Source organism: Burkholderia anthinoferrum (assembly GCF_002925705.1).
GTDB lineage: Bacteria > Pseudomonadota > Gammaproteobacteria > Burkholderiales > Burkholderiaceae > Burkholderia > Burkholderia semiarida.
The window spans coordinates 245,886-269,106 of record NZ_LFZP01000001.1; the positions used below are offsets into that span (position 1 = coordinate 245,886).

The window sequence follows — 23,221 nt, forward strand, 5'->3', positions numbered from 1 at the left end:
CAATTGAATCCTTTCCTGATAAGGCGATTGGTAAGAATTTAAACGCGAGACAGGCTGTCGAAAGCTGCCGGAGTGGGGCGTGCGCGACGCCCGGCAGGCTCTCGCAACGCCTTCCCGCGTATAACGGCAGCGTTTGAATTGACGGGTATCCGGTTTATCCCTATTCGGGATTGACTGGATAAGGAGGGGTTGGATTAATTCGCGGATAATCGCGCAATGGAAAGCTTGTAAATATTTGTAAATGCGCGATCCGGCGTTTTTATATATTGCCTGATACGGGTAAATAAAAAGCCGGCCAGTGGCCGGCTTTGCATGGCATGCGAGGCTGAATCAGCGTTTGAGGCCTGCGTCCTCGGCCGCGCCGATGTTGAGATTCATGCACTGGATCGCGGCGCCCGACGCGCCCTTGCCGAGGTTGTCGAGGCGCGCGACCGTGACGAAGCGCTCCGCGTTGCCGAACACGAACAGGTCGACGCGGTTCGTGTCGTTGTTCGCCTGCACGTCGAAGAAGCCGCCGTCGAGGTTCGCGTCGGCGTCGAACGGTGCGACGCGCACGAACGCCTCGTCCGCGTAGTACTCGGCGAACACGCGCTGCACGTCCTGCGGCGTCGCGCGCTTCGCGAGCTGCTCGGGCGTGAAGTAGGTCGTCACCGCGAGGCCCTTCAGGAACGGGCCGACGATCGGCGTGAAGATCGGTGCGTTCGCGAGGCCCGTGTGCGCGGCCATTTCCGGCAGGTGCTTGTGCGCGAGGCCGAGCGCGTACGGGCGCGGGCTCGCGAGCTTGCCGCCCGGCGCGGCGTTTTCGTATTCGGCGATCATCGACTTGCCGCCGCCGCTGTAGCCGGTGATCGAGTAGCTGTGCGCGGCGAACGTCGGCGCGACGATGCCCGCGTCGACGAGCGGACGCATCGCGAGCACGAACGCCGATGCATGGCAGCCGGGCACCGCGATGCGCTTCGACGTGCGAATCTTCTCGCGCTGCGCGCGGGTCAGTTCCGGCAGGCCGTACGCCCAGTCGGCATGCGTGCGGAACGCGGTGCTCGCGTCGATCAGCGTGGTGTTCGGGTTCTCGACGAGCGACGCGGATTCGCGCGACGCGACGTCCGGCAGGCACAGGAACGTGACGTCCGACGCGTTGATCAGGCGGCGGCGCTCGTCGACGTCCTTGCGCTTCGCTTCCTCGATGCGCAGGATCTCGATGTCGCTGCGTGCCGACAGGTATTCGAAGATCTTGAGGCCGGTCGTGCCTTCCTGGCCGTCGACAAAAACTTTGGTGCTCATTTCGCTCTCACTGGATGAAACGGGAGCCGCGGCGCCCTGAAACCGCCATTTTAAGACGTCATCCGGCGGCGCTGGGCCGCGCGGGACGAAAAAAGACGGCCGGCGGCCGTCTTCGTGTCCCTTTGACGCCCGCGCCGATACGCGCGCGGCCGGGGGAGGGCGTGCTCAGCGGGCGCCGGCGTCCCAGCGGGCGGTCGCTTCGGCGACGCGCCGGCCGAATGCCTTGCCGGTCTCGAGGTCGCCCGGCAGCGGGCCCTCGTCGGGCGTCGCATCGGCCGGCGACTGCGCGAGCAGGCCCGTGGAGCCGCCGAGATAGTTGATGTCGTTGCGCGTGGCCGCCTTCGAGTTCGCCGGCATCAGGCTCGTGCCGACCCACACCATCCCATGCTGCATCGCCAGCGTGACGAAATATTGAATCGTCGAGAACTTGTCGCCGTTCATCGTCGCCGAGTTCGTGAAGCCCGCGGCGATCTTGTCCTTCCACTTCTGCGTGAACCACGCTTTCGACGTGGCATCGGCGAATTGCTTGAACTGCGCCGACGGGCCGCCCATGTAGGTCGGCGCGCCGAAGACGATCGCGTCGGCCGCGTCGAGCGCGGCCCAGCCCGCGTCGTCGAGGTCGCCGACGGCGATCAGGCGCACGTTGGCGCCGGCATCCTGCGCGCCCGCATGCACGGCCTCGGCCAGTTTCTGCGTGTGACCGTAGCCGCTGTGATAGACGATGACGATGTTCGACATGAAGCGTTCTCCGGAAAGGGACGGGAACGGCGGGCCGCCGCGGCTCGCCGCGTCACGCGTCGCCGGCAGGCGGCGCGACGGTCGCGCGGCAGGGCATGCCGCGACCGGTGACGACGAGTCTAGCAAGCCGAAATGACGAGACAACGTGCGCGCGCGGCGCACTGAAATTCGCGGCGGCCGGCAATCGCGGCGCCGCCGCCGGGCGAGGCACCGCGCGGCTACTGCCCGTACGTGACCGTGAGTCGCGCGGTGCCGATCGCGAGCGTGCCGATCTCGTGCTCGAACATCGGCGCGGGGCGGCCCTGCGACACGCGCAGGTCGGTGCCTTTCAGCGCGTAGACGGTGATCACGTAGCGATGCGGCTTGCCGGGCGGCGGGCACGGACCGCCGTAACCGTCGATCCCGTAGTCGTTGCGCGCCTCGCTCGCGCCGATGCGGCGCAGGAAGCCGGATGCGCTCGCGTCGGCCGGCAGGCTCGTGACGGTCGCCGGAATGCCGGCCACGGCCCAGTGCCACCAGCCGTGCCCGGGCGCGTCGGGATCGAAGATCGTGACCGCGTAGCCGCGCGTGCCGGGCGGCGGGTTGTGCCACGCGAGTTGCGGCGAGCGGTTCGCGCCCTTGCAGTCGCCGCGGTCGAACACGTTCGCGGCCCGCACGCGGGCGCCGGGCGTCAGGTCGTCGCTCGTCACGGTGAACGGGCCTTCCGCATGCGCGGGCAGCGCCGCGAAAACGGCGGCGCAGAGGAGGGCGGGGAGGAGCAACGGAGACGGGCGACCCGATGGCGCAGGCGGAGTGATCCGGCGATCCACACGCATATGGCGCTTCTCCCGTCACGTGGGCCGGACCGAGATGCCCGGCATTGTTGGCGTTGTGTGTTGCCCGCGCAGCTGAGGGCGGCGATGGATCAAGTCTAGCATTAGGGTTCGATGAGCGATGCCCACTGCCGCCCGCGATTGCGCTCGGTCAGGGTGCATGGCAACGGACGAAAAAAAGCCGCCTGCGGTGAAGCAGGCGGCTTGTTCAGCCAGTGCGCCGGCATGCATGCCGGCGTGGCGTCATTCCTTCGCGGCCGTCGCGCCGCCGTGCGCGGCCGACCATTCGGCCGGTGCGTGCAGGAATTTCTCGACTTCGTCGAGCGTCTTCGTCTCGAAGTAGCCCGAGGCCTTCGCGACACGCAGCACGTCCCACCACGTGGCGAGCGCGTGCAGGTCGACGTCGATGTCCTTCAGGACCGACACGCTTTCCTTGAAGATGTCGTAGTGGAACAGCACGAAGCAGTGGTTCACCGTCGCGCCCGCGGTGCGCAGCGCGTTGACGAAGTTGATCTTGCTGCGGCTGTCGGTCGTCAGGTCTTCCACCAGCAGCACGCGCGAGCCTTCCTCGAGATGGCCTTCGATCTGCGCATTGCGGCCGAAACCCTTCGGCTTTTTGCGCACGTACTGCATCGGCACCATCATCCGGTCGGCGATCCATGCCGCGAACGGGATGCCGGCCGTCTCGCCGCCCGCCACCGCGTCGATCTGCTCGAAGCCGATGTCGCGCGTGATCGTCGTTTCCGCCATTTCCATCAGCGCACGGCGCACGCGCGGATACGAGATCAGCTTGCGGCAGTCGATATAGACGGGGCTTGCCCAGCCGGACGTGAAGATGAACGGTTTTTCGGCATTGAAGTGCACCGCCTGCACTTCGAGCAGGATTTTGGCGGTCGTATCCGAGATCGACTGACGATCGTAGCCTGTCATGGGCATTCCTTGGGTGATGAGCGAGGAGCGGGCGCGGGCCCGGTGGCGCAGCAAGGGGAACCTGCCCGGAGGGCCGGGGCGCGATCGGCAGGCCAATCGCATCGCTGCGCGCGTAGCCGGCTATTTTACCCGATCCAGGCCGGTTTTCGGCGGAATTCGCGCGGTTCGGCGCGCGGCTCACCACAGGCGAAACAAATGGGGTGCGACCAGTCCGATGCGGATGCCGGGGATGCGGCGGTGCACCAACGGAGGTCATTTAGGGGGTGTACACTAGGCGACCCTAAGAAATCGTTCAGTACTTTGTACTTTCCTCTTGCCATCCGCCAAGGTTCGATGGCGTGCCGATCCGGCGCGTCGCGGGCCGTCTCGCAGTCGACCATCCCCTCGATTCAAGCAGACGCGGCCGAAGGTGCTGTGTACTGAGTCGTCAATATTTCGCATGTCTCTCGCAGGTCAATCATGGACGAACAACTGAAGCAGGCCGCTCTCGCTTATCACCTGAACCCGAAACCCGGCAAGATTTCGGTCACCCCGACCAAGCCGCTGTCGAACCAGCTCGATCTGTCGCTCGCGTATTCGCCGGGCGTCGCCGCCGCGTGCGAGGCGATCCACGCCGATCCGCTCGACGCGCAGAAGTACACGTCGCGCGGCAATCTCGTCGGCGTCATCACCAACGGCACGGCCGTGCTCGGTCTGGGCAACATCGGCCCGCTCGCCGCGAAGCCGGTGATGGAAGGCAAGGGCTGCCTCTTCAAGAAATTCGCGGGCATCGACGTGTTCGACATCGAACTGTCGGAGTCCGACCCCGACAAGCTCGTCGAGGCGATCGCGATGCTCGAGCCGACGCTCGGCGGCATCAACCTCGAGGACATCAAGGCGCCGGAATGCTTCTACATCGAGCAGAAGCTGCGCGAGCGCATGAAGATTCCCGTCTTCCACGACGATCAGCACGGCACCGCGATCATCGCGTCGGCCGCGATCCTGAACGGCCTGAAGGTCGTCGGCAAGAAACTCGCCGACGTGAAGCTCGTGTGTTCGGGCGCCGGCGCGGCCGCGATCGCGTGCCTCGACCTGCTGGTGAACCTCGGCCTCACGAAGTCGAACATCCTCGTCGCCGATTCGAAGGGCGTGATCTACGAAGGGCGCGGCAACCTCGATCCGTCGAAGCAGCGCTATGCGGCGAACACCGACGCGCGCTCGCTCGCCGACGCGATCGTCGGCGCGGACGTGTTCCTCGGCTGCTCGAGCGCGGGCGTGCTGAAGCAGGACATGGTCAAGACGATGGGCGACAAGCCGCTGATCCTGGCGCTCGCGAACCCGGAACCGGAAATCCGCCCGGAAGACGCGAAAGCCGTGCGCCCGGACGCGATCGTCGCGACCGGCCGTTCGGACTACCCGAACCAGGTCAACAACGTGCTGTGCTTCCCGTTCATCTTCCGCGGCGCGCTCGACGTCGGCGCGACGACGATCACGGAAGAAATGAAGCTCGCGTGCGTGCGCGCGATCGCCGAGCTGGCCCAGGAAACCGACCAGAGCGAGGAAGTCGCGAAGGCGTACGAAGGCCATTCGCTCGAATTCGGGCCGGACTACCTGATTCCGAAGCCGTTCGACCCGCGCCTGATCATCAAGATCGCGCCGGCCGTCGCTCAAGCCGCGATGGATTCGGGCGTCGCCACGCGCCCGATCCAGGACATGGACGCCTATCGCGAGCAGCTCGGCGCGACCGTCTACCGCACCGGCATGGTGATGCGTCCGGTGTTCGCGACCGCGAAGCAGAAGGAGGCCCGCATCGTGTTCGCCGAGGGCGAGGACGAGCGCGTGCTGCGCGCCGCGCAGTTCGTGCTGCTGGAAAAGATCGCGAAGCCGATCATCATCGGCCGCCCGTCGGTCGTCGACATGCGCCTCGCGAAGATCGGCTCGAAGCTGAAGGCCGGCACCGATTTCGAAATCGTCGATCCGGAAGACGATGCGCGCTACCACCGCTACTGGCAGGCGTATCAGGAGATCGGCGCGCGCGACGGCGTGACGCCGGAAGTCGCGAAGGCCGCGATGCGCAAGTTCAACACGCTGATCGGCGCGATGCTCGTGCATCTGGGCGACGCGGACGGGATGATCTGCGGGATGATCGACACGTTCCACAGCCACCTGAAGTTCATCGAGCAGGTGCTGGGCCGCGCGAAGGGCGCCGAGCACTTCGCCGCGATGAACCTGCTGATGCTGCCGGGCCGCAACCTGTTCGTGTGCGACACGTACGTGAACGAGCTGCCGAGCGCCGACCAGCTCGCCGACATGACGATCCAGGCCGCGGCCGAGATCGAGCGCTTCGGCATCACGCCGAAGGCCGCGCTGCTGTCGAACTCGAACTTCGGCAGCGCGCCGTCGGCGTCGTCGCGCCGGATGGCCGAGGCCCGCAAGCTGATCGTCGAACGTGCGCCGAACCTCGAGGTCGACGGCGAAATGCACGGCGACGCGGCATTGTCGGAACTGATCCGCAAGCAGGCGTTCCCGGGCACGACGCTGTCGGGCGAGGCGAACCTGCTGATCATGCCGAACGTCGAAGCGGCGAACATCGCGTACAACCTGCTGAAGATGGTCGGCGGCGAAGGCGTGACGGTCGGCCCGTTCCTGCTCGGCGCGGCCAAGCCCGTCCACATCCTGACGCCGGCCGCGACCGTGCGCCGGATCATCAACATGACGGCCGTTGCCGCCGCGAACGTGAACACGAAGTAAGTCCACGCCCGCGGTGCCGCGCGTCACGCGCGGCGCAATGAAAAAGCCACGGAACCTGCGTTCCGTGGCTTTTTTTGCATGAACCGTAAGGGGCGACGGCGGCGCGGGAAGGGCGTCCAGTCCGCGAACGCCCGCCGCGCGCGCTTACGCGACCTGCTGGTGCGACTGGCCGCCTGCCGGCGACCGCCACTTCGCGAGCAGCGTGTCCCACTTCTGGCGTACCGCGCGCAGGTTGTTCTCCTTCACGTGGCCGTAGCCGCGAATGCCGTCCGGCAGCGCCGCGAGCTCGAGCGCGAGCGGCCGGTTGGCCGCGTTCAGCTTGGCCAGCACCTCGTCGATCAGCGCTTCGTACTCGCCGATCAGCGCGCGCTCGGTGCGGCGCTCCGCGGTGCGGCCGAACGGGTCGAGCGCCGTGCCGCGCAGGAACTTCGCCTTCGCGAGCAGCCGGAAGGCCGACATCATCCACGGGCCGTACGCCTTCTTCACGAGATGGCCGTGGGCGTCCGTCTTCGCGAACAGCGGCGGCGCGAGGTGGAATTTCAGCTTCCAGTCGCCTTCGAACTGTGCGGTCAGGCGCGCGAGGAACGCGGGATCGGACTGCAGCCGTGCGACCTCGTATTCGTCCTTGTACGCCATCAGCTTGAACAGGTTGCGCGCGACCGCTTCGGTCAGCGGCTCCTGCACCGTGTCGCCGTCCGCCAGTGCCCGCTCGGCGGCGCGCACCTTGTCGACGAACGCCGCATAACGCGACGCGTACGCGGCGTTCTGGTACGCGGAGAGGAATTCCACGCGCTTCGCGATCAGCGCGTCGACCGCCTTCCTCGTGTGCAGCGAGATCACCGTGGCGCCTTGCGCGGGCCGGGCGTCGCCGGCCGCGGCCTGCTTCACGCTGGCCAGGTCGTACGCGGCGCGGCGGCCCCAGTCGAAGGCCGCGCGGTTCTTGTCGACCGACACCGCGTTCAGCTCGATCGCGCGTTCGAGCGACGCGAGCGTCAGCGGCAGCCAGCCCTTCTGCCATGCGTAGCCGAGCACGAACGGGTTCGTGTAGATCGCGTCGCCGAGCAGCGCGACCGCGAAGCGGTTCGCGTCGATGAAATCGACCGCTTCACCGGCGGCCGCGCGGATGTCGTTCTCGGCGGACAGGCCGGGGAACGCCCAGTTCGGGTTCTTGATGAACTCGGCGGTCGGCGTCTGCGCGCTGTTGACGACCACGCGCGTCGCGTCGTGCCGCATCCGCGACGTGCATTCGTCGCCGGCCGTGACGATCGCGTCGCAGCCGATCACGAGATCGGCTTCGCCCATCGCGATCCGCGTCGCATGGATGTCGGTCGGCGCGTGCGAGATCTGCACGTGGCTCATCACGGCGCCGCCTTTCTGCGCGAGACCCGTGACGTCGAGCACGGTCACGCCCTTGTTCTCCAGGTGCGCGGCCATCCCGAGCAGCGCGCCGATCGTGACGACGCCCGTGCCGCCCACGCCCGTGACGAGCACGCCGTACGCGCGATCGATTTCCGGCAGCGTCGGTTCCGGAATCGGCGGCAATGCGCTGCCGTCGACCGACACGGCCTTCGGCTTCTTCAACTGGCCGCCCTCGACCGTGACGAAGCTCGGGCAGAAGCCCTTCACGCACGAGAAGTCCTTGTTGCAGCTCGACTGGTTGATCTGGCGCTTCGTACCAAATTCGGTCTCCAGCGGCTCGACCGACAGGCAGTTCGACTGCACCGAGCAGTCGCCGCAGCCTTCGCACACCGCTTCGTTGATCACGACGCGTTTCGCCGGGTCCGGATACGTGCCGCGTTTGCGGCGGCGGCGCTTCTCGGTCGCGCAGGTCTGGTCGTAGATCAGGATCGTCGTGCCTTCGATCTCGCGCAGCTCGCGCTGCACGTCGTCGAGCTGGTCGCGGTGATGGATCGTCACGCCCGGCGCGAGCAGCGCCTTCTGGCTGTCGTATTTCTCCGGCTCGTCGGTGACGATCACGATTTTCTTCGCGCCTTCGGACGCGAGCTGGTGCGTGATCTGCGGCACCGTCAGCACGCCGTCGACCGGCTGGCCGCCCGTCATCGCCACCGCGTCGTTGTAGAGGATCTTGTAGGTGATGTTCGCCTTCGACGAGATCGCCGCGCGCACCGCGAGCAGCCCCGAATGGAAATAGGTGCCGTCGCCGAGGTTCGCGAACACGTGCTTTTCGTCGGTGAACGGCGCCTGGCCGATCCACGGCACGCCTTCGCCGCCCATCTGGCTGAAGGTGCTCGTGCTGCGGTCCATCCACACGGTCATGTAGTGGCAGCCGATCCCGGCGATCGCGCGCGAGCCTTCCGGCACGTTGGTCGACGTATTGTGCGGGCAGCCCGAGCAGAACCACGGCTTGCGCTCGGTCTGCACGTGCGGCTTCGCGAGCGCCATTTCCTTCGCGTTGATCACCGCGAGCCGCGCCGCGATGCGCGCGCGCACGTCGGACGGCAATTCGAATTTATCGAGCCGCGTCGCGATCGCCTTCGCGATGATCGCGGGCGACAGCTCGTAGTGCGCGGGCAGCAGCCAGTTGCCCATCGGCACCGACCATTCGCCGCCGGCGCCGTCCTTCTCGTCGAACTTGCCGAACACGCGCGGGCGTTGCGCATCGGGCCAGTTGTACAACTCTTCCTTGATCGCGTATTCGAGGATCTGGCGCTTTTCCTCGACCACCAGGATTTCGTCGAGGCCGCGCGCGAACGCCTGCGCGCCCTGCGCTTCGAGCGGCCACACGCAGCCGACCTTGTAGAGCCGGATGCCGATCCGCGCGCAGGTTTCGTCGTCGAGGCCGAGGTCGATCAGCGCCTGGCGCACGTCGAGGTACGCCTTGCCGCCGGTCATGATCCCGAAGCGCGCATGCGGCGAATCGATCTCGATGCGGTCGAGCTTGTTCGCACGCACATAGGCGAGCGCCGCGTACCACTTGTAGTCGAGCAGCCGCGCTTCCTGCACGAGCGGCGGATCGGGCCAGCGGATGTTCAGCCCGCCTTCCGGCAGGATGAAATCGGTCGGCAGCACGATCTCGGTGCGATGCGGGTCGATGTCGACCGACGCGGACGATTCGACGACGTCCGTCACGCACTTGAGCGCGACCCACAGGCCCGAGTAGCGGCTCATCGCCCAGCCGTGCAGGCCGAAATCGAGATATTCCTGAACGTTGGACGGGAACAGCACCGGCAGCCCGCAGGCCTTGAAGATGTGCTCGGACTGGTGCGCGAGCGTCGACGATTTCGCCGCGTGGTCGTCGCCGGCCAGCACGAGCACGCCGCCGTGCTGCGCCGAGCCGGCCGAGTTCGCGTGCTTGAAGACGTCGCCGGTGCGATCGACGCCCGGGCCCTTGCCGTACCACATGCCGAACACGCCGTCGTATTTCGCGCCGGGGTACAGATTCACCTGCTGCGAACCCCACACGGCCGTGGCGGCGAGATCTTCGTTGAGGCCGGGCTGGAAGACGATCTGGTGGGCGGCCAGGTGCTGCTTGGCTTTCCATAGCGACAGATCGAGGCCGCCGAGCGGCGAGCCGCGGTAGCCGGAGATGAAGCCGGCCGTATTGAGACCGGCGGCGCGGTCGCGTTCCTGCTGGAGCATCGGCAGGCGCACGAGGGCCTGGATGCCGCTCATGTACGCGCGGCCGCGTTCCAGCGTGTATTTGTCGTCAAGCGTGACGGACTTCAGCGCGGCTTCTAGCGACGCGCGTTGGTCTGCGTCTAGCGGGGCATTCATTAACTGTCTCCTCCACCCGGTCTGGGATCACCAAAACTTCGGTTGCGTCGGCATCTTTTGGACGCGTCGGCAGTGGCCGGCATGTTCGCCGGTTTTAAGGGATGGTAGCACTGGGGCAAACCCGCCGCCCATCGGTCGCGACGCGGGGGCACGGGCGTCCGCACGTCGCGAAACAGGGCGAGATCATGCGTTACATCATGTAAAAGCATGTAAAGCGGCATTGATCTGCGGGCAAATGCCGTTAATCTTGTCGGCCTGCCGGAGGTGCCCGGCCGCGTGGGTGCGTTCCGACGCGCTCGGGGAGGCGCCGGCAGTTTTACAGGAGGTGCAATGAATACACGTCATATCCAGAGTTTCCTGATCGTGTCCGCCGCGTTTTTCGCGATGACCGGCCCGGTGCGTGCGCAAGGCGCGAGCGCGCTGGCGGCAGCCGGCGCGCAGATGCTTCAGATCGTGCCGGCCCAGGACGCCGTGGCACAGCCGTCGGCCGCGCGTGCCGCCGAGTCGAAGGCGAGCGTGCGTTGATGCGATCGCGCGGCCCACGGGCCGCGCCGGCATGCAAAAAGGGCGGGAATCCTCGGGTTCCCGCCCTTTTTCTTTGCGTCGCCGGATCGCGCGGCTGGCCCGGTGGCGCGGCGCCGCCCGCCACCCGGCGGATGCGTCAGGCCTTGTCCTGCACGACGCCGCGGCGGATCTGGTCGAGTTCGATCGATTCGAACAGCGCCTTGAAGTTGCCTTCGCCGAAGCCCTGGTTGCCCTTGCGCTGGATGATCTCGAAGAAGATCGGCCCGATCTGGTTCTCGGTGAAGATCTGCAGCAGCAGGTCGTCGCGCGCGCCGTCGATCAGGATCTTGCGCTTCTTCAGTTCTTCCAGTGATTCGCCGTGGTTCGGCACGCGGCGGTCGACCAGCTCGTAATACGTGTCGATCGTGTCGAGCAGCTTCACTTCCTTGCTGCGCAACCCGTCGACCGCCTGGTAGATGTCGCTCGCGCCGAGCGCGATGTGCTGGATGCCTTCGCCGTGATACGCGTCGAGGTATTCCTGGATCTGGCCGGCCGTATCCGAGCCTTCCTCGTTGATCGGGATGCGGATCTTGCCGCACGGCGACGTCATCGCCTTCGACTTCACGCCCGTCACCTTGCCTTCGATGTCGAAGTAGCGCACTTCGCGGAAGTTGAACAGGCGCTCGTAGAACTCGGCCCATTCCTGCATGCGGCCGCGATGCACGTTGTGCGTCAGGTGATCGATGTAGGTGAGGCCGTGGCCGACCGGGTTCGGGTTCGCACCGGGAATCGGCTCGAAGTCGACGTCGTAGATGCTGATGTCGCCGATCGCGCCCGGTTGCGCGCCGTTCTTGCCGCGCCAGCGGTCGACGAAGTAGATCAGCGAATCGCCGATCCCCTTGATCGCCGGGATGTTCAGCTCCATCGGGCCCGTCTTGTTGTCGAAGCCCCACGCGCCGAGTTCGAGCGCGCGCTGGTATGCCTTGGCGGCGTCCTGCACGCGGAACGCGATCGCGCAGATCGACGGGCCGTGCAGCCGCGCGAAGCGTTGCGCGAACGAATCGGGTTCCGCGTTGATGATGAAGTTGATGTCGCCCTGGCGGTACACCGTCACGTCCTTGTGGCGGTGGCGCGCGATCGCGGTGAAACCCATCCGCTCGAACAGTTGTCCGAGCGCTTTCGGGTCCGGCGCCGTGTATTCGATGAATTCGAAGCCGTCGGTGCCGACGGGATTGTCCCAGGTGGGGATCTGCATGTCGTGTCTCCTGTGCGGGGCGATCGGCCGGCGCGGCGTGCGCATGTCCGGCCTGGTTCGATGTCGACGGCCGTGCCCGTCACCAGCATGCGCGGCAAGTCGATACATGCGACAGAGTGTAGCGGGCGGCCGCGAGCGGAAACTTGCGAACTTAATCGCCCGCGCCTACGATGGCGCAATTTCCAGTCTCAAAATTATCGATGGAGGGCAGAAGATGGCGCAGGCTGAATTGGATGCCATCGACCGGCGGATTCTCGCGATTCTTCAGGAGAACGGGCGCCTGTCGAACCAGGAGATCGCCGAGCGCGTGAATCTGTCGCCGAGCCCCTGCCTGCGGCGAATCCGGCGGCTCGAGGAAATCGGCGTGATCACCGGCTATGTCGCGCTGCTGAATCCGCAGAAGCTCGGGCTCGACCTGCTCGCGTACGTGAGCGTGCGGCTCGAGAAGCGCGGCGGCCTCGCGCCGGTCCGGGCCGACGAGACGTCGGCGCGCGCGGGCGCGACCCACGCGGAACTGTTCCGCGCGGCCGTGCAGACCTGGCCGGAAGTGGTCGCGTGCCACGCGATGACGGGCGACATGGATTACCTGTTGCGCGTGCAGGTCGAGGACATGGCGCATTTCTCCCGCTTCGTGCAGGAGCATCTGCTGCATCACCCGTCGGTGATCGACGTGAAAACGAGCTTCTCGCTCGACTGCTTCAAGGAAACGACGGCGTTGCCGATTCGCTGACGGCGACGTGTGATGTAGATGCGACGCGCCGGCTTGCCGTACCGCCGGTGCGGGGGCTACGTGCGCGTGCGGCGCGGATCGGGGCCGTATTGATTACCGGCGTTGCGGGGCGCGAGCCACAGCGACACGAGGATCACAATGGGGGCTGCGAACAGGAAGTAGCCGATGCACAGCAGGCCGGAGCGATTGCTGTCGTGCAGGCGCCTGACGTTGTAGGCCAGGGTCGCGCATAGCGACGCGAGCCCGGCGCAGAACAGCAGGAACGACGTGAGCGTTGCGTCGGCGGAAAGCCGAGTGTGGGACCATTTGATCAGCGTGATCAGAAGATAAAAGAGCGGGTAATGGCCGAGCAGGAAGCAGAGGAAATCCCGGCGTCGCTCTCGGCCCCGAAACGACAGCATGCGCCGATAGCCGTTCAGCCATGCATGCAGCGCGGTCTTCATTGTCATCTCCAACCATGGCGGCGGCGCACGAACAGCATGGTGATACCGACGTCGATGACAACACAGACGGTTGCTGTTCCCGCGATCCAGAAAGCGGGAATGTGGGGTAAGGGGAGTAATAAAGGGATGTTCAACTGCGCTGTGGCCGCCGTCGTCGCGGCGAGTCGGGCGAGAATAATCGCCTGCGCGCCCCATGTACCTGCTACCGCGACAGCGATAACCAGCAACGTCGCCACGGTGCAAACCTTGGCCGATGCGATGTGTGTACGGAAGAACGAAATTCCGATGCTCACGGCCGCCCCAAGAGTACCAAAGGCGATAGTGGTCCGAAGTTGATCGACGAACATCTGTGATGGCGGGCCGGCGACGAACCATACGGCATGCGTGCTAGCGAGGCTCTCTATGAACCTGTTGTGGAGGGTGAAGCCCAGCAGACCGCCTAGCACTGTAAAGAAGGCCAGCGATATCGGTTTGGCGATGGTGAGGCGCATGTCGTGATAGACGGAAGTTCAGAAATTCAACGACGGAAGTGCCGTGCGCAGACCGCGCAGGACGGTGTCGATTTCGCTGATTGTATTAAGTCGGATCAGCTCCCTGGTTCGGCGATTGTATTTCGCCATTGCCGTGGCTGGAGACTGGCCACCATTGCGCTGCATAAATACGGATTTGGCATGCCTGTAGAGTTGGATGTCTGGTAGGGGATCAGTACCGAAGATATAGGGAGAACGAAGCTTCAGCGTATATTCCTTGGTAATGAGTTCGGGCAAGAGGTTGCCGATTTTGGGCAATGGTGTGATGTTGCTGACGAAGCCCGCATATTCAAGCACCAGCGTGGTTTTACCATTGGGGCGCGTGACGACATCGATGCCGAATGCTCCCTTTAGCATTTGCCACATGGTCATCTCGCCAGACACGACCCGTTGATTGTCGATGTAGATATCGGCAGTTTCATACAGTTGGGCAACGGTCCGATAGATTTGCAGATTGGATGCACCAACCGTGTTAGCCAACGATGGCAGTCCGGACTTCGCATGCAGTTGTTCGATCAACAGATACATTCCGGTAGGCTGCCCGTAATTGATGCGTTGTCCCGTCATACCCTTATCCTCGCAACATGAAATAGACGAATCGGGAAAACAGGTTCGATGGATGAAGGCGTGGCCCGAGTATGGAGAAACCACGGGTAGACAGCCTGTCACTTCGACCTTTCGCCGAATGAAATAAGCGACCGATCATCTATCGGCGGGCGCTCAAAGATCAATGGGACGGATACGAAAGTAGATGTTCTTCTGCGCGAGCACTGTCCGGCGACAGAGGGGCTTGAACCGCACTGCCAGCGGACGCGCTGCGCCGGAGCGCGGGAAACATGCCGTGATGTCGGCTGCAAGGGCGGCCGTATCGGTGAGGCGATGGGGTGACAATGACGTCGGCAGCCGCCGGACACGCGAAGCGCGAAAGGGGCGAGCCATTTTTCGCGGGCTGCAACGGCAGCGCGTTGGGGCTTGAGGTTGGCGAGTCGGGCCCGGCGTCAGGCCGGCATCAGCGATTCGATGAACTTCGTCGTGCGGCGCGCCTGGCGCTTCATCGCGTAGTCGAACACCGCGGCCTGTTCCTGCAGCATCTCGGCGATGATCGTCGAGTGGTCGGCCGGCGGCAGCGACAGGTACGCATCGGCTTCGCCGTACGCGTACTCGATCCGCATCCCGGATTTCTTCGCGATGTGCATCATCGTCGCGTTACGCGACAGGCAATGCATGTACAGCATCGTCACGTGCGTGTTGCGGCTGCGGATCGCCGCGCGCTCGAACAGCTTCGAGCCGACGCCGCGGCCGCGCGCGCTTTCGAGCACCGACACGCCGAATTCGGCCGTGCGCGTGTCGCCCTCGGCCGGCAAGTAGGCCAGGTGGCCGACGCCGATCAGTTCGAGGTCGTGGTCGAACACGCCGAACACGGTATCGCGACCGAAATCGATCGTGCGGACATAGTTCTCGATCACGTGGTCGGGCACCATCTGGCCGAAGCGCAGCAGGCGGTCCTCTTCGTCGAGCGAGAGAAAGTGGGTGAGCATTTGCTCACGGTCTTTGGAAGCCAGTTCCCTGACGAGAACCGGCGCAGTACCGACCTTGCCGACAGCATCGGCACGGCCGTTGAATTGCGTGTTCATCGTGGGTTCCTCAGTGTGGGTGCACAAGCGGGTTGTGCAATGCAACAGCATTTTACCCGAGCGAGGTTGGGGAAAACCCGTATTTGACGTTCTTTGTCCTGAGGGGGAATTCTAAATCCGCTTAGTTCATTCCGTAACTTGCTGATTTTGAAGGGATTTAAAATTCATCATATGAAATACGCGACGGGTGGTGCCACTGTGCCCGTCGCGCAACGCATGCTGCTGCGCGACAATCAGGCCGCCGTCGATAGCCCGCGCTCGATCAGGTCGATCACCTGTTCGGCGAAGTCGCGGTAGCCGAGGCGGCCGCCGGGCTTCAGCCACGTGAAGGTCCAGTTGATCATCCCGAACACCATCATCGTCACCGGGGTCTGGTTTTCCTTTGAGATCCGGTCCGGGTAGGCGCGCGCGAGCTGTCGCGTGAACGCCGCGACGATGTCGCGCTGGCGGTCGAGCACGATTTCGCGCTGCGCGTCCTCCAGATACTTCACGTCGTTGAGCAGCGCGACATGGCGGCTGTGCGACGTCTCGTATTCGGCGAGGAACGCGCGCACGAGTTCGGCGAACGCGTCGCGCTCGCTGAGGCCGCGCCGCTGGCTCGCGCCCTCGACCTCGGCGATGATCAGCATCAGCCGCTTCGTGTAGCGGTCGAGCAGGTCGAACAGGATCGCTTCCTTGCTCTCGTAATAGTGATAGAGCCGCGCCTTCGACGTACCGCTCGCGGTCGCGAGATCGGACATCGACGTGCTCGGGTAGCTCGTCTGCGCGAATTTCTCGGCGGCCAGGTCGAGGATCTGCTCGCGCTGGGATTCGTGGTCGGGCGCTCGGGTTCGGGCCATGGTCGAATACGGAAGATTAGCGGTGCGCCGCCGCGGCGGCTGCGCGCACGTGCGTGGAAGAGAGGGCTGCGGGCGCATCGTCCTGCAGTTCGAGCCGGCCGGCTGCCGCGAGGTCGCGGCAGCGCCACCAGGCGATCGAGTCGCTGACGAACAGCCCGCCGCGGTCGGCCGCGGCCATGATGCTGCCGACGAGGCGCTGCGCGGGCTGCCAGTCGGCTTCCGCGCGCGCGACGATCAGCGCGTCGAGATCGGCGTAGTGGCCGCTCTTGATCGTGTTGCTGACCCAATAACGCAGTTCGGCGTTCAGGTGCTTCGCCTCCTGCCATTCGAGCGCGAGGCGGCCGATGCGCAGGACCGAGACCGGCGCGGCCGCCGGCCGCTTGCGCGCCAGTTCCGCGGGCGAGAACATTCCGGTCGCGCACGCCTGGTCGGTGCGCGACAGCGCTGCGCGCTGCGCGGCGTCGAGGTCGGCGGCCGACAGCCGCACCTCGTTCAGGCGCTGCGGCACGTTGCGCAGGTGATAGGCGACCCGGCGCAGCAGCAGCTTGTCGCCGACGCTCGGCGCGTGCCACACGACGACCTGGCCGGCATCCATCGCAAGCTGGTCGAGGCGCGCGAATTCGGCCTCGATTTCCGCGTTCCAGTCGGGAATCTGGTCGCCGAGCACGTGCTGCCAGAACGCGGCGCGTGTGTCGGGCGTCTCGTCGACGCCCTTCAGCGGCCCGACGCCGAGATCGTCGAGCAACCCGACGACGCGCTCGTCGCGTCCGGCTAGCGCAAGGGCCTCGCGCAGCGACGCGGCGGCGGTGCCGCCCTGAATCACATGAATGGTACTCATCGGCCTGTCGTCAACAAAAGAAAACCGCCGGCCGGGCGGACGTTGCGATGTCCAGCCGGCCGGCGGCCCCTAGGGTCTGTTTACATATGGAACGCACATGCGAATGCCCGAAATCGCTCGTAGGGCAAGGAGTGAGAAGCGCCGTTTGGCCGCGCCAAACAAGCGACGAGCGACGCCGCCATACGGGCGATTTCGGGCATTCCCCTGACATGATTTTTTTAATTTGGGGTTGCCACGAGAACGGCCGCTCGCCGCGTTGTGCTCCTTGCGAATACGTCAGTATTCGCGGCGTCGCACGCCTCGCGAGCGGCCGTTCTCGTGGCAACGCATGCGCGTTCCATATGTAAACAGACCCTAGTGTAAGCGAGATGTGTGACGGCGAGAAACCGCCCGGCGCCGCGACGCGACGCCGCTCAACGTTCGTCGAAGCTCACTACGACCTTGTCGCTGATCGGGTGGCACTGGCACGTGAGCACGAAACCGTCCTTCACTTCGTGCTCCTCGAGCGTGTAGTTCTTCTCCATCCGCACTTCGCCTTCGATCACCTTCGCGCGGCACGTGCAGCACACGCCGCCCTTGCATGCGTACGGCAGCGCGAGGCCCGCGCGCAGGCCCACGTCGAGCAGGCTCACGCCTTCGTACGGCAAGCGCAGCTTGCGCTTCTTGCCGTCGAGCACGATTTCGAGGTCGGCGGCAGGCGTCTGCGCGGTGATCTCGACGACCGGTGCGCCGGCCTGCGGCAGCGGTGTGCCGAAGCGCTCGACGTGCACCTTCGCCTGCGGCACGCCGGCCGCCTTCAGCGCCGCTTCGGCGGCGTCCATCATCGGCGCCGGGCCGCAGATGAACGCCTCGTCGATCGCGTCGGCCGGCGTCAGCGTCGCGAGGAATTCCGCGCATTTCGCCTGATCGAGCACGCCGTTGAACAGCTCGACGTCCTGCAGGTCGTCCGACAGCACGTGATAGAGGACGAAGCGGTTCATGTAGCGGTTCTTCAGGTCCTCCAGCTCCTCCGCGAACATGATCGCGTCGACGCTGCGGTTCCCATAGATCAGCGTGAACGTGCTGCGCGGCTCGAGCTCGAGCGTCGTCTTCACGATCGCGAGCACCGGCGTGATCCCCGAGCCGCCGGAAAACGCGACGTACTGCTTGCCGTGGTCGGCGTTCAGGTGCGTGAAGAAGCGGCCGTCCGGCGTCATCACGTCGATCGTGTGGCCGGGCTTCAGCGTGTCGAACGCGAAGTTCGAGAAGCGGCCGCCGCGCACGCGCTTGATGCCGATGCGCAATTCGCCGTCGCGATCGTAGTCCGTCGTGCCGACGCAGATCGAATACGAGCGGCGCGTCTCCTCGCCGTCGATGTGGGTCTTCAGCGTGACGAACTGGCCCTGCGTGAAGCGGTACGCGTCGCGCAGTTCGGGCGGCACGTCGAACGAGACGGTGACGGCATCGGCGGTCTCGGGCCGCACGTCGCGGATGCGCAGCGGGTGAAATTGCGGGGTCGCCATATTCAGTAGGGTTTGAAGTAGTCGAAGGGTTCGCGGCAGTCGACGCAGCGATACAGCGCCTTGCAGGCCGTGGACGCGAATTGCGCGAGACGTTCGGTGCGCGCGGAGCCGCAGCGCGGGCAGGTGGGCGCCGCGACCGGCCGCGGCACGAAGCGCACGACGTTCTCCCGCGGCGCGGTGCTGCCGCACTGGCCGACCGGCGGCGCGATGCCGTAGGCCCGCAGCTTGTCGCGCGCTTCCTGCGTGATCCAGTCGGTCGTCCACGCGGGGGCGAGCACCGTCTCGATCCGGTGCGGCGGCAGATCGGCGGCCTGCAGCGCGGCGGCGATGTCCTCGGCGATCTGCGACATCGCCGGGCAGCCCGAGTAGGTCGGCGTGATCACGACTTCGAGCCGGCCGTCGTCCGCGCGGCGGACGTCGCGCAGGATGCCGAGCTCGCGGATCGACACGACCGGAATCTCCGGATCGGGCACGGCTTCCAGCACGTCCCATGCGCGGGCGAGCAGCGGATCGTCGCGGTGCGCGGCGGGAGCGCCGTGGGTAGGGGCGGCGGTCTGGGCGGACATCGTCGGGCTCCGTGGCGTGGGGCGGTTACCAGCTCGCGCCGGGATGCTGACGCGCGAGGCTCTGCATTTCGGCGAGCAGGTAGCCCATGTGCTCCGAGTGCTCGCCCTGCTTGCCGGTCGTTACATGCTTCACCGGAGTCGGCGGCGTGAGCGTGGCCTCGGCGAGCGCGTCGTCCACGTCCGCGCGCCACGCGGCCTCGATCGCGGCCGGCGCCGGGCCGATGCCCGGTGCGACGATCGCGTCGTCGATCGCATCGGCGGTGAAGAATTCGCGCGTGTACGGCATCAGGTAATCGAGCGCGGCCTGCGCGCGGCGGTGCGATTCGTCGGTGCCGTCGCCGAGGCGCACGAGCCATTCGCGCGCATGCTGGACGTGATAGCGGGTTTCCTTCACCGATTTCGCGGCGATCGCGGCGAGTTGCGTGTCGGTCGACGTTTCCAGCGCGCTCCACACGTGCAGCATCAGCGCCGCGTACAGGAAGTTGCGCACGATCGTCACCGCGTAGTCCTTGTCGGCGTGCGCGGTACCGGAGAGCGGGCCATAGTGCGGCAGCTCGGCGAGCGTGAAGTTCGCGAATTCGCGCTCGGTGCGGAAGTACGCGTAATCGTCCTCGGTCTTCGTCGCGCCGGTGAGCTGGCGCTCGAGCTCGGCCGCGTGCGTGTACAGCATGCGCGCCTGGCCGATCAGGTCGAGGCTCATGTTGGTGAGCGCGATGTCTTCCTCGAGGATCGGGCCGTGGCCGCACCATTCGGCGTTGCGCTGACCGAGGATCAGCGCATTGTCCGCGAGGCGCAGCACGTAGGAGAGGTGTTCGGGCGTGATCGTCATGGCGCGGGCGTTACATGTGGTTGACTTCGTCGGGCAGCGTGTAGAACGTCGGGTGACGGTAGATCTTGTCGCCCGCCGGCTCGAACAGTTCGGCCTTCTCGCTCGGATCCGACGCCGTGATCGCCGACGACGGCACCACCCAGATGCTCACGCCTTCCTGGCGACGCGTGTAGACGTCGCGCGCCATGCGCAGCGCCATCGTCGCATCGGCGGCGTGCAGGCTGCCGCAGTGCTTGTGGTCGAGGCCCTGCTTGCTGCGCACGAATACTTCCCAGATCGGCCATTCCTTGTTCATTACCTTCTCCTGATTCATGAATTCGAGGGGTGCCGCTCAGGCGGCGTGCTGTTCGGCGCGGGCGCGGCGCTTCGCTTCGTGCGCGAGCGCGGCTTCGCGCACCCAGGCGCCGTCCTCGTGCGCCTTCACGCGAGTGGCGAGGCGTTCCTTGTTGCACGGGCCGTCGCCGTTGACCACGCGCCAGAATTCGTCCCAGTCGATCGCGCCGTAGTCGTAGTGACCGCGCGCCTCGTTCCATTTCAGGTCGGGGTCGGGCAGCGTCACGCCGAGCACCTTCGCCTGATCGACGGTCGCGTCGACGAATTTTTGGCGCAGATCGTCGTTCGAGATCCGCTTGATGCCCCATTTCGCGGACTGATTGCTGTGGACCGAATCCGCATCGCTCGGGCCGAACATCATCAGCACCGGCCACCACCAGCGGTCGACGGCCTGCTGGACCATCGCACGCTGCGCGTCGGTGCCCTTCATCATCGACAGCAGCGCGTCGAAACCCTGGCGCTGATGGAACGACTCTTCCTTGCACACGCGGATCATCGCGCGCGCGTAGGGGCCGTACGTGCAGCGGCACAGCGGGATCTGGTTCATGATCGCGGCGCCGTCGACGAGCCAGCCGATCACGCCGACGTCGGCCCAGGTCGGCGTCGGGTAGTTGAAGATGCTCGAGTATTTGGCCTTGCCCGCGTGCAGCGCGTCGACCAGCGAATCGCGCGATACGCCGAGCGTTTCGGCCGCGCTGTAAAGATAGAGGCCATGGCCGGCTTCGTCCTGCACCTTCGCGAGCAGGATCGCCTTGCGCTTCAGGCTCGGCGCGCGCGAGATCCAGTTGCCTTCCGGCAGCATGCCGACGACTTCCGAGTGCGCATGCTGCGAGATCTGGCGGATCAGCGTCTTGCGATAGGCGTCGGGCATCCAGTCCTGCGGTTCGATCTTGCCGTCCGCGGCCATCACCGCATCGAACCGCGCCTGCTCGGGCGACTCGGCTGCGGCGTCGAGCGGCGCGACGTTGCCGGGGATGTCGAGGGATTGCGTGTACATGGCGGAGGCTCTCGTCCGGTTGAATGTGTGCGAAGTATAAACCAACCGACCGGTCGGTTAATAAATTTCTTGCGGATTTGCGGCGGGACTGGGGTAAACGAGGGACATCGGGGCGCGATCGAATGGCGCAAGTGCGGCTTCGCGCGAGGGTCCGGCGTCTTCTGCGGCACAATGCCCGCTTTCCGATGAGGATCTTGCCGATGTCATTTCGAAGCAGTTTCGCCGCGGCCGTGCTGGGGGCGGCCGTTTTCGTGTCGCCGCTCGAGGCGTCGGCCGCGCCGGCCGGATGGGTCGCCGCGTGGGCGACCGCACTGCAGCCGATTCCCGACCTCGCCGCGCCGCCGCCGCTTTACCGCGCGCCCGACGTGGCCGGCCGAACCGTGCGCCAGGTCGTCTATCCGACCGTGTCGGGGCGGGCCGCGCGGATTCGCGTGAGCAACGCATACGGTCGCGCGCCGCTGGTCGTCGAGGCCGCGAGCCTCGCGCGTGCCGGCGAAGGTGCCGCGCTCGCCGGCGGCGCGGCGGTGCCGGTCCGGTTTGGCGGCAAGGCGTCGGTGACGCTCGCGCCTGGTCACGAGATCGAAAGCGATCCGGTGACGATCGACGTGACGGCCGCGCGCCCGTATGCGATCAGTCTCCAGATGGGGCCGAACGAGCGGATGACGGTCTGGCACCGCGTGTCGAACCAGTTCAATTATGTGTCCGCGCCGGGCGATCACGTGGGCGACCCGGGCGCCGACGCGTTCCGCACCCGTTTTACCCAATATGCGTGGGTGACCGAGTTGGCTGTCGAGTCCGGCGCCGCGCGCGCCAGCGTCGCCGCGATCGGCGATTCGATCACCGACGGGCTGCGCTCCACCGTCAACCGGAACCGCCGTTGGCCGGACGCACTCGCGCGCAGGCTGGCCGCGTCGGGCGCCGATTCGGTCGGTGTCGTGAATCTCGGCATTAGCGGGAACCGGCTGCTCAGCGACTCCGCGTGCTACGGCACCTCGCTGGCGTCGCGATTCGAGCATGATGCGCTGTCGCGCTCCGGCGTGAAGGCGGCGATCGTGCTGATCGGGATCAACGACATCAACTTCGCGGCGATGCCGCCGCGCGCCGGGCTCGATTGCGATCACCCGCATACGCAGGTAACGGCCGCATCGCTGATCGACGGCTATCGCCGGCTGATCGACGCGGCGCATCGCCAGGGCGTGAAGGTCTTCGGCGCGACGCTCACGCCGGCGGCGTTGCCGGCCGGGCGCGAGGCGATCCGGCTCGAGGTGAACCGGTGGATCCGGAGCGGCGGCGGGTTCGACGGCGTGGTGGACTTTGACGCGGTGCTGCGCGATCCGGCGCGTGCGAGCGTGTTGCAGCGCCGATACGATAGCGGCGATGGAATCCATCCGAGCGATGCCGGTTACACGGCGATGGCCGATGCGGTGCCGCTCGAGCAATTGCAGGCTGCCGTGGGCGGCAAGTGACGCCCCTCTATATAGAGAGGAATATTGCAGACGGCCTGTCGGCGGACAGCGCTACATCGTTCGTCGAGCCCCCAGCCTCCGTGCGCGACAGCGCACGGAGGCTTTTTCAAGCTTTCTTCACAAAGAGCTTGCGTGGATGGGGGCGGGTGCTTAGAATCACGCCTCTTTCGCGCTACCGGAAACGCGGCGCGGGGGGAGGGGAAGCGGTGCTGTTGGGGTTCGGTGGTAACGAGCCTCGGCGGCGCAGGAAGATGGGCCCCGCAGTCGCAACGAAGTCGTTCAGAAAGTTGTTGACGAGCTGCGAAACACGGTTCATAATCTCGCTTCTCTGCTGCTGAAAACGCAGCGCTGCTGGGAAACGCGGAGTTTCTCGCAGACATGCTCTTTAAAAATTAACAGCCGATAAGTGTGGGCGCTTGATGAAAGCGAGCTGATCCTCGGATCAGATAGCGAAAGTATCAAGAGTCTCACACTAAAGTAAGTCAGGTTTATGAAGTGATTCATATTCCTGTCAGCTTTGAGTGAGCGA

At 65.7% G+C, this 23,221-nt stretch carries 21 protein-coding genes; 4 read left to right on the forward strand and 17 right to left on the reverse strand.

The window, feature by feature from the left end:
* Positions 1 to 330: 330 nt before the first annotated feature.
* From argC to C5F75_RS01185, 4 genes are all read right to left on the reverse strand, one after another.
* The gene (argC, locus tag C5F75_RS01170) at positions 331 to 1,281 is read right to left on the reverse strand and encodes an N-acetyl-gamma-glutamyl-phosphate reductase (protein WP_059578210.1); all 951 of its coding nucleotides are present in this window, start codon (positions 1,279 to 1,281) and stop codon (positions 331 to 333) included.
* 165 nt (positions 1,282 to 1,446) lie between these two features.
* Positions 1,447 to 2,019 carry a flavodoxin family protein gene (locus tag C5F75_RS01175; RefSeq protein ID WP_011546661.1) on the reverse strand — a complete coding sequence of 191 codons (573 nt, stop codon included), beginning with the start codon at positions 2,017 to 2,019 and terminating at the stop codon, positions 1,447 to 1,449.
* A 218-nt stretch (positions 2,020 to 2,237) separates the two neighbouring features.
* Complete coding sequence (locus tag C5F75_RS01180) at positions 2,238 to 2,834, reverse strand: YbhB/YbcL family Raf kinase inhibitor-like protein (protein ID WP_104011779.1); 597 nt, start codon at positions 2,832 to 2,834, stop codon at positions 2,238 to 2,240.
* 240 nt (positions 2,835 to 3,074) lie between these two features.
* Positions 3,075 to 3,761 carry an orotate phosphoribosyltransferase gene (locus C5F75_RS01185; RefSeq protein WP_059578215.1) on the reverse strand — a complete coding sequence of 229 codons (687 nt, stop codon included), beginning with the start codon at positions 3,759 to 3,761 and terminating at the stop codon, positions 3,075 to 3,077.
* 459 nt (positions 3,762 to 4,220) lie between these two features.
* Here C5F75_RS01185 and C5F75_RS01190 point away from each other — a divergent pair, with 459 nt between their 5' ends.
* Positions 4,221 to 6,491, forward strand: a complete 2,271-nt coding sequence (locus tag C5F75_RS01190) for an NADP-dependent malic enzyme (RefSeq protein WP_059578218.1) — start codon at positions 4,221 to 4,223, stop codon at positions 6,489 to 6,491.
* Between the two features lie 144 nt (positions 6,492 to 6,635).
* Here the strand turns inward: C5F75_RS01190 and C5F75_RS01200 are convergent, their stop codons facing one another.
* A complete protein-coding gene (locus tag C5F75_RS01200) occupies positions 6,636 to 10,226 on the reverse strand; it encodes an indolepyruvate ferredoxin oxidoreductase family protein (RefSeq protein ID WP_059578221.1) in 3,591 nt (1,196 codons plus the stop codon).
* Between the two features lie 330 nt (positions 10,227 to 10,556).
* Here C5F75_RS01200 and C5F75_RS01205 point away from each other — a divergent pair, with 330 nt between their 5' ends.
* Positions 10,557 to 10,751: a hypothetical protein gene (locus C5F75_RS01205; RefSeq protein ID WP_059578224.1), complete on the forward strand. Its 195-nt coding sequence runs from the start codon at positions 10,557 to 10,559 to the stop codon at positions 10,749 to 10,751.
* A 136-nt stretch (positions 10,752 to 10,887) separates the two neighbouring features.
* Here C5F75_RS01205 and hppD read toward each other — a convergent pair whose 3' ends face one another.
* Positions 10,888 to 11,985, reverse strand: a complete 1,098-nt coding sequence (gene hppD / locus C5F75_RS01210; protein ID WP_059578227.1) for a 4-hydroxyphenylpyruvate dioxygenase — start codon at positions 11,983 to 11,985, stop codon at positions 10,888 to 10,890.
* A 214-nt stretch (positions 11,986 to 12,199) separates the two neighbouring features.
* Between hppD and C5F75_RS01215 the strand changes: the two genes are divergently transcribed.
* Positions 12,200 to 12,715, forward strand: coding sequence for an Lrp/AsnC family transcriptional regulator (locus C5F75_RS01215; protein WP_059578229.1), 516 nt, complete (start codon positions 12,200 to 12,202; stop codon positions 12,713 to 12,715).
* A 56-nt stretch (positions 12,716 to 12,771) separates the two neighbouring features.
* On the opposite strand, the gene C5F75_RS36635 is transcribed toward C5F75_RS01215, so the two are convergent.
* The 11 genes from C5F75_RS36635 to paaA form a co-directional block, all read right to left on the reverse strand.
* Positions 12,772 to 13,158: a DUF805 domain-containing protein gene (locus C5F75_RS36635; protein ID WP_059578232.1), complete on the reverse strand. Its 387-nt coding sequence runs from the start codon at positions 13,156 to 13,158 to the stop codon at positions 12,772 to 12,774.
* A 2-nt stretch (positions 13,159 to 13,160) separates the two neighbouring features.
* Positions 13,161 to 13,649: a hypothetical protein gene (locus C5F75_RS36640; RefSeq protein ID WP_181035345.1), complete on the reverse strand. Its 489-nt coding sequence runs from the start codon at positions 13,647 to 13,649 to the stop codon at positions 13,161 to 13,163.
* An 18-nt stretch (positions 13,650 to 13,667) separates the two neighbouring features.
* The gene (locus tag C5F75_RS01225; protein ID WP_099315978.1) at positions 13,668 to 14,255 is read right to left on the reverse strand and encodes a hypothetical protein; all 588 of its coding nucleotides are present in this window, start codon (positions 14,253 to 14,255) and stop codon (positions 13,668 to 13,670) included.
* A 431-nt stretch (positions 14,256 to 14,686) separates the two neighbouring features.
* Positions 14,687 to 15,322: a GNAT family N-acetyltransferase gene (locus C5F75_RS01230; RefSeq protein WP_059578237.1), complete on the reverse strand. Its 636-nt coding sequence runs from the start codon at positions 15,320 to 15,322 to the stop codon at positions 14,687 to 14,689.
* A 233-nt stretch (positions 15,323 to 15,555) separates the two neighbouring features.
* Positions 15,556 to 16,161 (reverse strand): TetR/AcrR family transcriptional regulator, encoded by a 606-nt coding sequence (locus C5F75_RS01235; RefSeq protein ID WP_059578238.1) that lies wholly within the window; start codon positions 16,159 to 16,161, stop codon positions 15,556 to 15,558.
* A gap of 16 nt (positions 16,162 to 16,177) precedes the next feature.
* Complete coding sequence (locus C5F75_RS01240) at positions 16,178 to 16,999, reverse strand: DUF1835 domain-containing protein (protein ID WP_060008760.1); 822 nt, start codon at positions 16,997 to 16,999, stop codon at positions 16,178 to 16,180.
* Positions 17,000 to 17,412: 413 nt separating this feature from the next.
* Positions 17,413 to 18,501: a 1,2-phenylacetyl-CoA epoxidase subunit PaaE gene (paaE, locus tag C5F75_RS01245; protein ID WP_059578243.1), complete on the reverse strand. Its 1,089-nt coding sequence runs from the start codon at positions 18,499 to 18,501 to the stop codon at positions 17,413 to 17,415.
* 2 nt (positions 18,502 to 18,503) lie between these two features.
* A complete protein-coding gene (gene paaD, locus C5F75_RS01250) occupies positions 18,504 to 19,067 on the reverse strand; it encodes a 1,2-phenylacetyl-CoA epoxidase subunit PaaD (protein WP_059578246.1) in 564 nt (187 codons plus the stop codon).
* Between the two features lie 25 nt (positions 19,068 to 19,092).
* Positions 19,093 to 19,896 (reverse strand): 1,2-phenylacetyl-CoA epoxidase subunit PaaC, encoded by an 804-nt coding sequence (gene paaC, locus C5F75_RS01255; protein WP_059578249.1) that lies wholly within the window; start codon positions 19,894 to 19,896, stop codon positions 19,093 to 19,095.
* 10 nt (positions 19,897 to 19,906) lie between these two features.
* Complete coding sequence (paaB, locus tag C5F75_RS01260) at positions 19,907 to 20,191, reverse strand: 1,2-phenylacetyl-CoA epoxidase subunit PaaB (protein ID WP_006482881.1); 285 nt, start codon at positions 20,189 to 20,191, stop codon at positions 19,907 to 19,909.
* A gap of 36 nt (positions 20,192 to 20,227) precedes the next feature.
* Positions 20,228 to 21,226, reverse strand: coding sequence for a 1,2-phenylacetyl-CoA epoxidase subunit PaaA (gene paaA, locus C5F75_RS01265; protein ID WP_059578252.1), 999 nt, complete (start codon positions 21,224 to 21,226; stop codon positions 20,228 to 20,230).
* A 200-nt stretch (positions 21,227 to 21,426) separates the two neighbouring features.
* Here paaA and C5F75_RS01270 point away from each other — a divergent pair, with 200 nt between their 5' ends.
* Positions 21,427 to 22,692: an SGNH/GDSL hydrolase family protein gene (locus C5F75_RS01270; protein ID WP_060008757.1), complete on the forward strand. Its 1,266-nt coding sequence runs from the start codon at positions 21,427 to 21,429 to the stop codon at positions 22,690 to 22,692.
* Positions 22,693 to 23,221: the final 529 nt, after the last annotated feature.

What these genes read in the sequence shown, in the direction of transcription:
- C5F75_RS01230 (WP_059578237.1), bottom strand. Translation starts at nt 15,322, where the DNA reads ATGAACACGCAATTCAACGGCCGTGCCGATGCTGTCGGCAAGGTCGGT.
- C5F75_RS36640 (WP_181035345.1), bottom strand. Translation starts at nt 13,649, where the DNA reads ATGCGCCTCACCATCGCCAAACCGATATCGCTGGCCTTCTTTACAGTG.
- C5F75_RS01270 (WP_060008757.1), top strand. Translation starts at nt 21,427, where the DNA reads ATGTCATTTCGAAGCAGTTTCGCCGCGGCCGTGCTGGGGGCGGCCGTT.
- C5F75_RS01235 (WP_059578238.1), bottom strand. Translation starts at nt 16,161, where the DNA reads ATGGCCCGAACCCGAGCGCCCGACCACGAATCCCAGCGCGAGCAGATC.
- C5F75_RS36635 (WP_059578232.1), bottom strand. Translation starts at nt 13,158, where the DNA reads ATGAAGACCGCGCTGCATGCATGGCTGAACGGCTATCGGCGCATGCTG.
- paaD (WP_059578246.1), bottom strand. Translation starts at nt 19,067, where the DNA reads ATGTCCGCCCAGACCGCCGCCCCTACCCACGGCGCTCCCGCCGCGCAC.
- C5F75_RS01180 (WP_104011779.1), bottom strand. Translation starts at nt 2,834, where the DNA reads ATGCGTGTGGATCGCCGGATCACTCCGCCTGCGCCATCGGGTCGCCCG.
- C5F75_RS01225 (WP_099315978.1), bottom strand. Translation starts at nt 14,255, where the DNA reads ATGACGGGACAACGCATCAATTACGGGCAGCCTACCGGAATGTATCTG.
- C5F75_RS01190 (WP_059578218.1), top strand. Translation starts at nt 4,221, where the DNA reads ATGGACGAACAACTGAAGCAGGCCGCTCTCGCTTATCACCTGAACCCG.
- C5F75_RS01200 (WP_059578221.1), bottom strand. Translation starts at nt 10,226, where the DNA reads ATGAATGCCCCGCTAGACGCAGACCAACGCGCGTCGCTAGAAGCCGCG.
- paaB (WP_006482881.1), bottom strand. Translation starts at nt 20,191, where the DNA reads ATGAACAAGGAATGGCCGATCTGGGAAGTATTCGTGCGCAGCAAGCAG.
- paaA (WP_059578252.1), bottom strand. Translation starts at nt 21,226, where the DNA reads ATGTACACGCAATCCCTCGACATCCCCGGCAACGTCGCGCCGCTCGAC.
- C5F75_RS01215 (WP_059578229.1), top strand. Translation starts at nt 12,200, where the DNA reads ATGGCGCAGGCTGAATTGGATGCCATCGACCGGCGGATTCTCGCGATT.
- C5F75_RS01240 (WP_060008760.1), bottom strand. Translation starts at nt 16,999, where the DNA reads ATGAGTACCATTCATGTGATTCAGGGCGGCACCGCCGCCGCGTCGCTG.
- C5F75_RS01205 (WP_059578224.1), top strand. Translation starts at nt 10,557, where the DNA reads ATGAATACACGTCATATCCAGAGTTTCCTGATCGTGTCCGCCGCGTTT.
- argC (WP_059578210.1), bottom strand. Translation starts at nt 1,281, where the DNA reads ATGAGCACCAAAGTTTTTGTCGACGGCCAGGAAGGCACGACCGGCCTC.
- hppD (WP_059578227.1), bottom strand. Translation starts at nt 11,985, where the DNA reads ATGCAGATCCCCACCTGGGACAATCCCGTCGGCACCGACGGCTTCGAA.
- paaC (WP_059578249.1), bottom strand. Translation starts at nt 19,896, where the DNA reads ATGACGATCACGCCCGAACACCTCTCCTACGTGCTGCGCCTCGCGGAC.
- paaE (WP_059578243.1), bottom strand. Translation starts at nt 18,501, where the DNA reads ATGGCGACCCCGCAATTTCACCCGCTGCGCATCCGCGACGTGCGGCCC.
- C5F75_RS01175 (WP_011546661.1), bottom strand. Translation starts at nt 2,019, where the DNA reads ATGTCGAACATCGTCATCGTCTATCACAGCGGCTACGGTCACACGCAG.
- C5F75_RS01185 (WP_059578215.1), bottom strand. Translation starts at nt 3,761, where the DNA reads ATGACAGGCTACGATCGTCAGTCGATCTCGGATACGACCGCCAAAATC.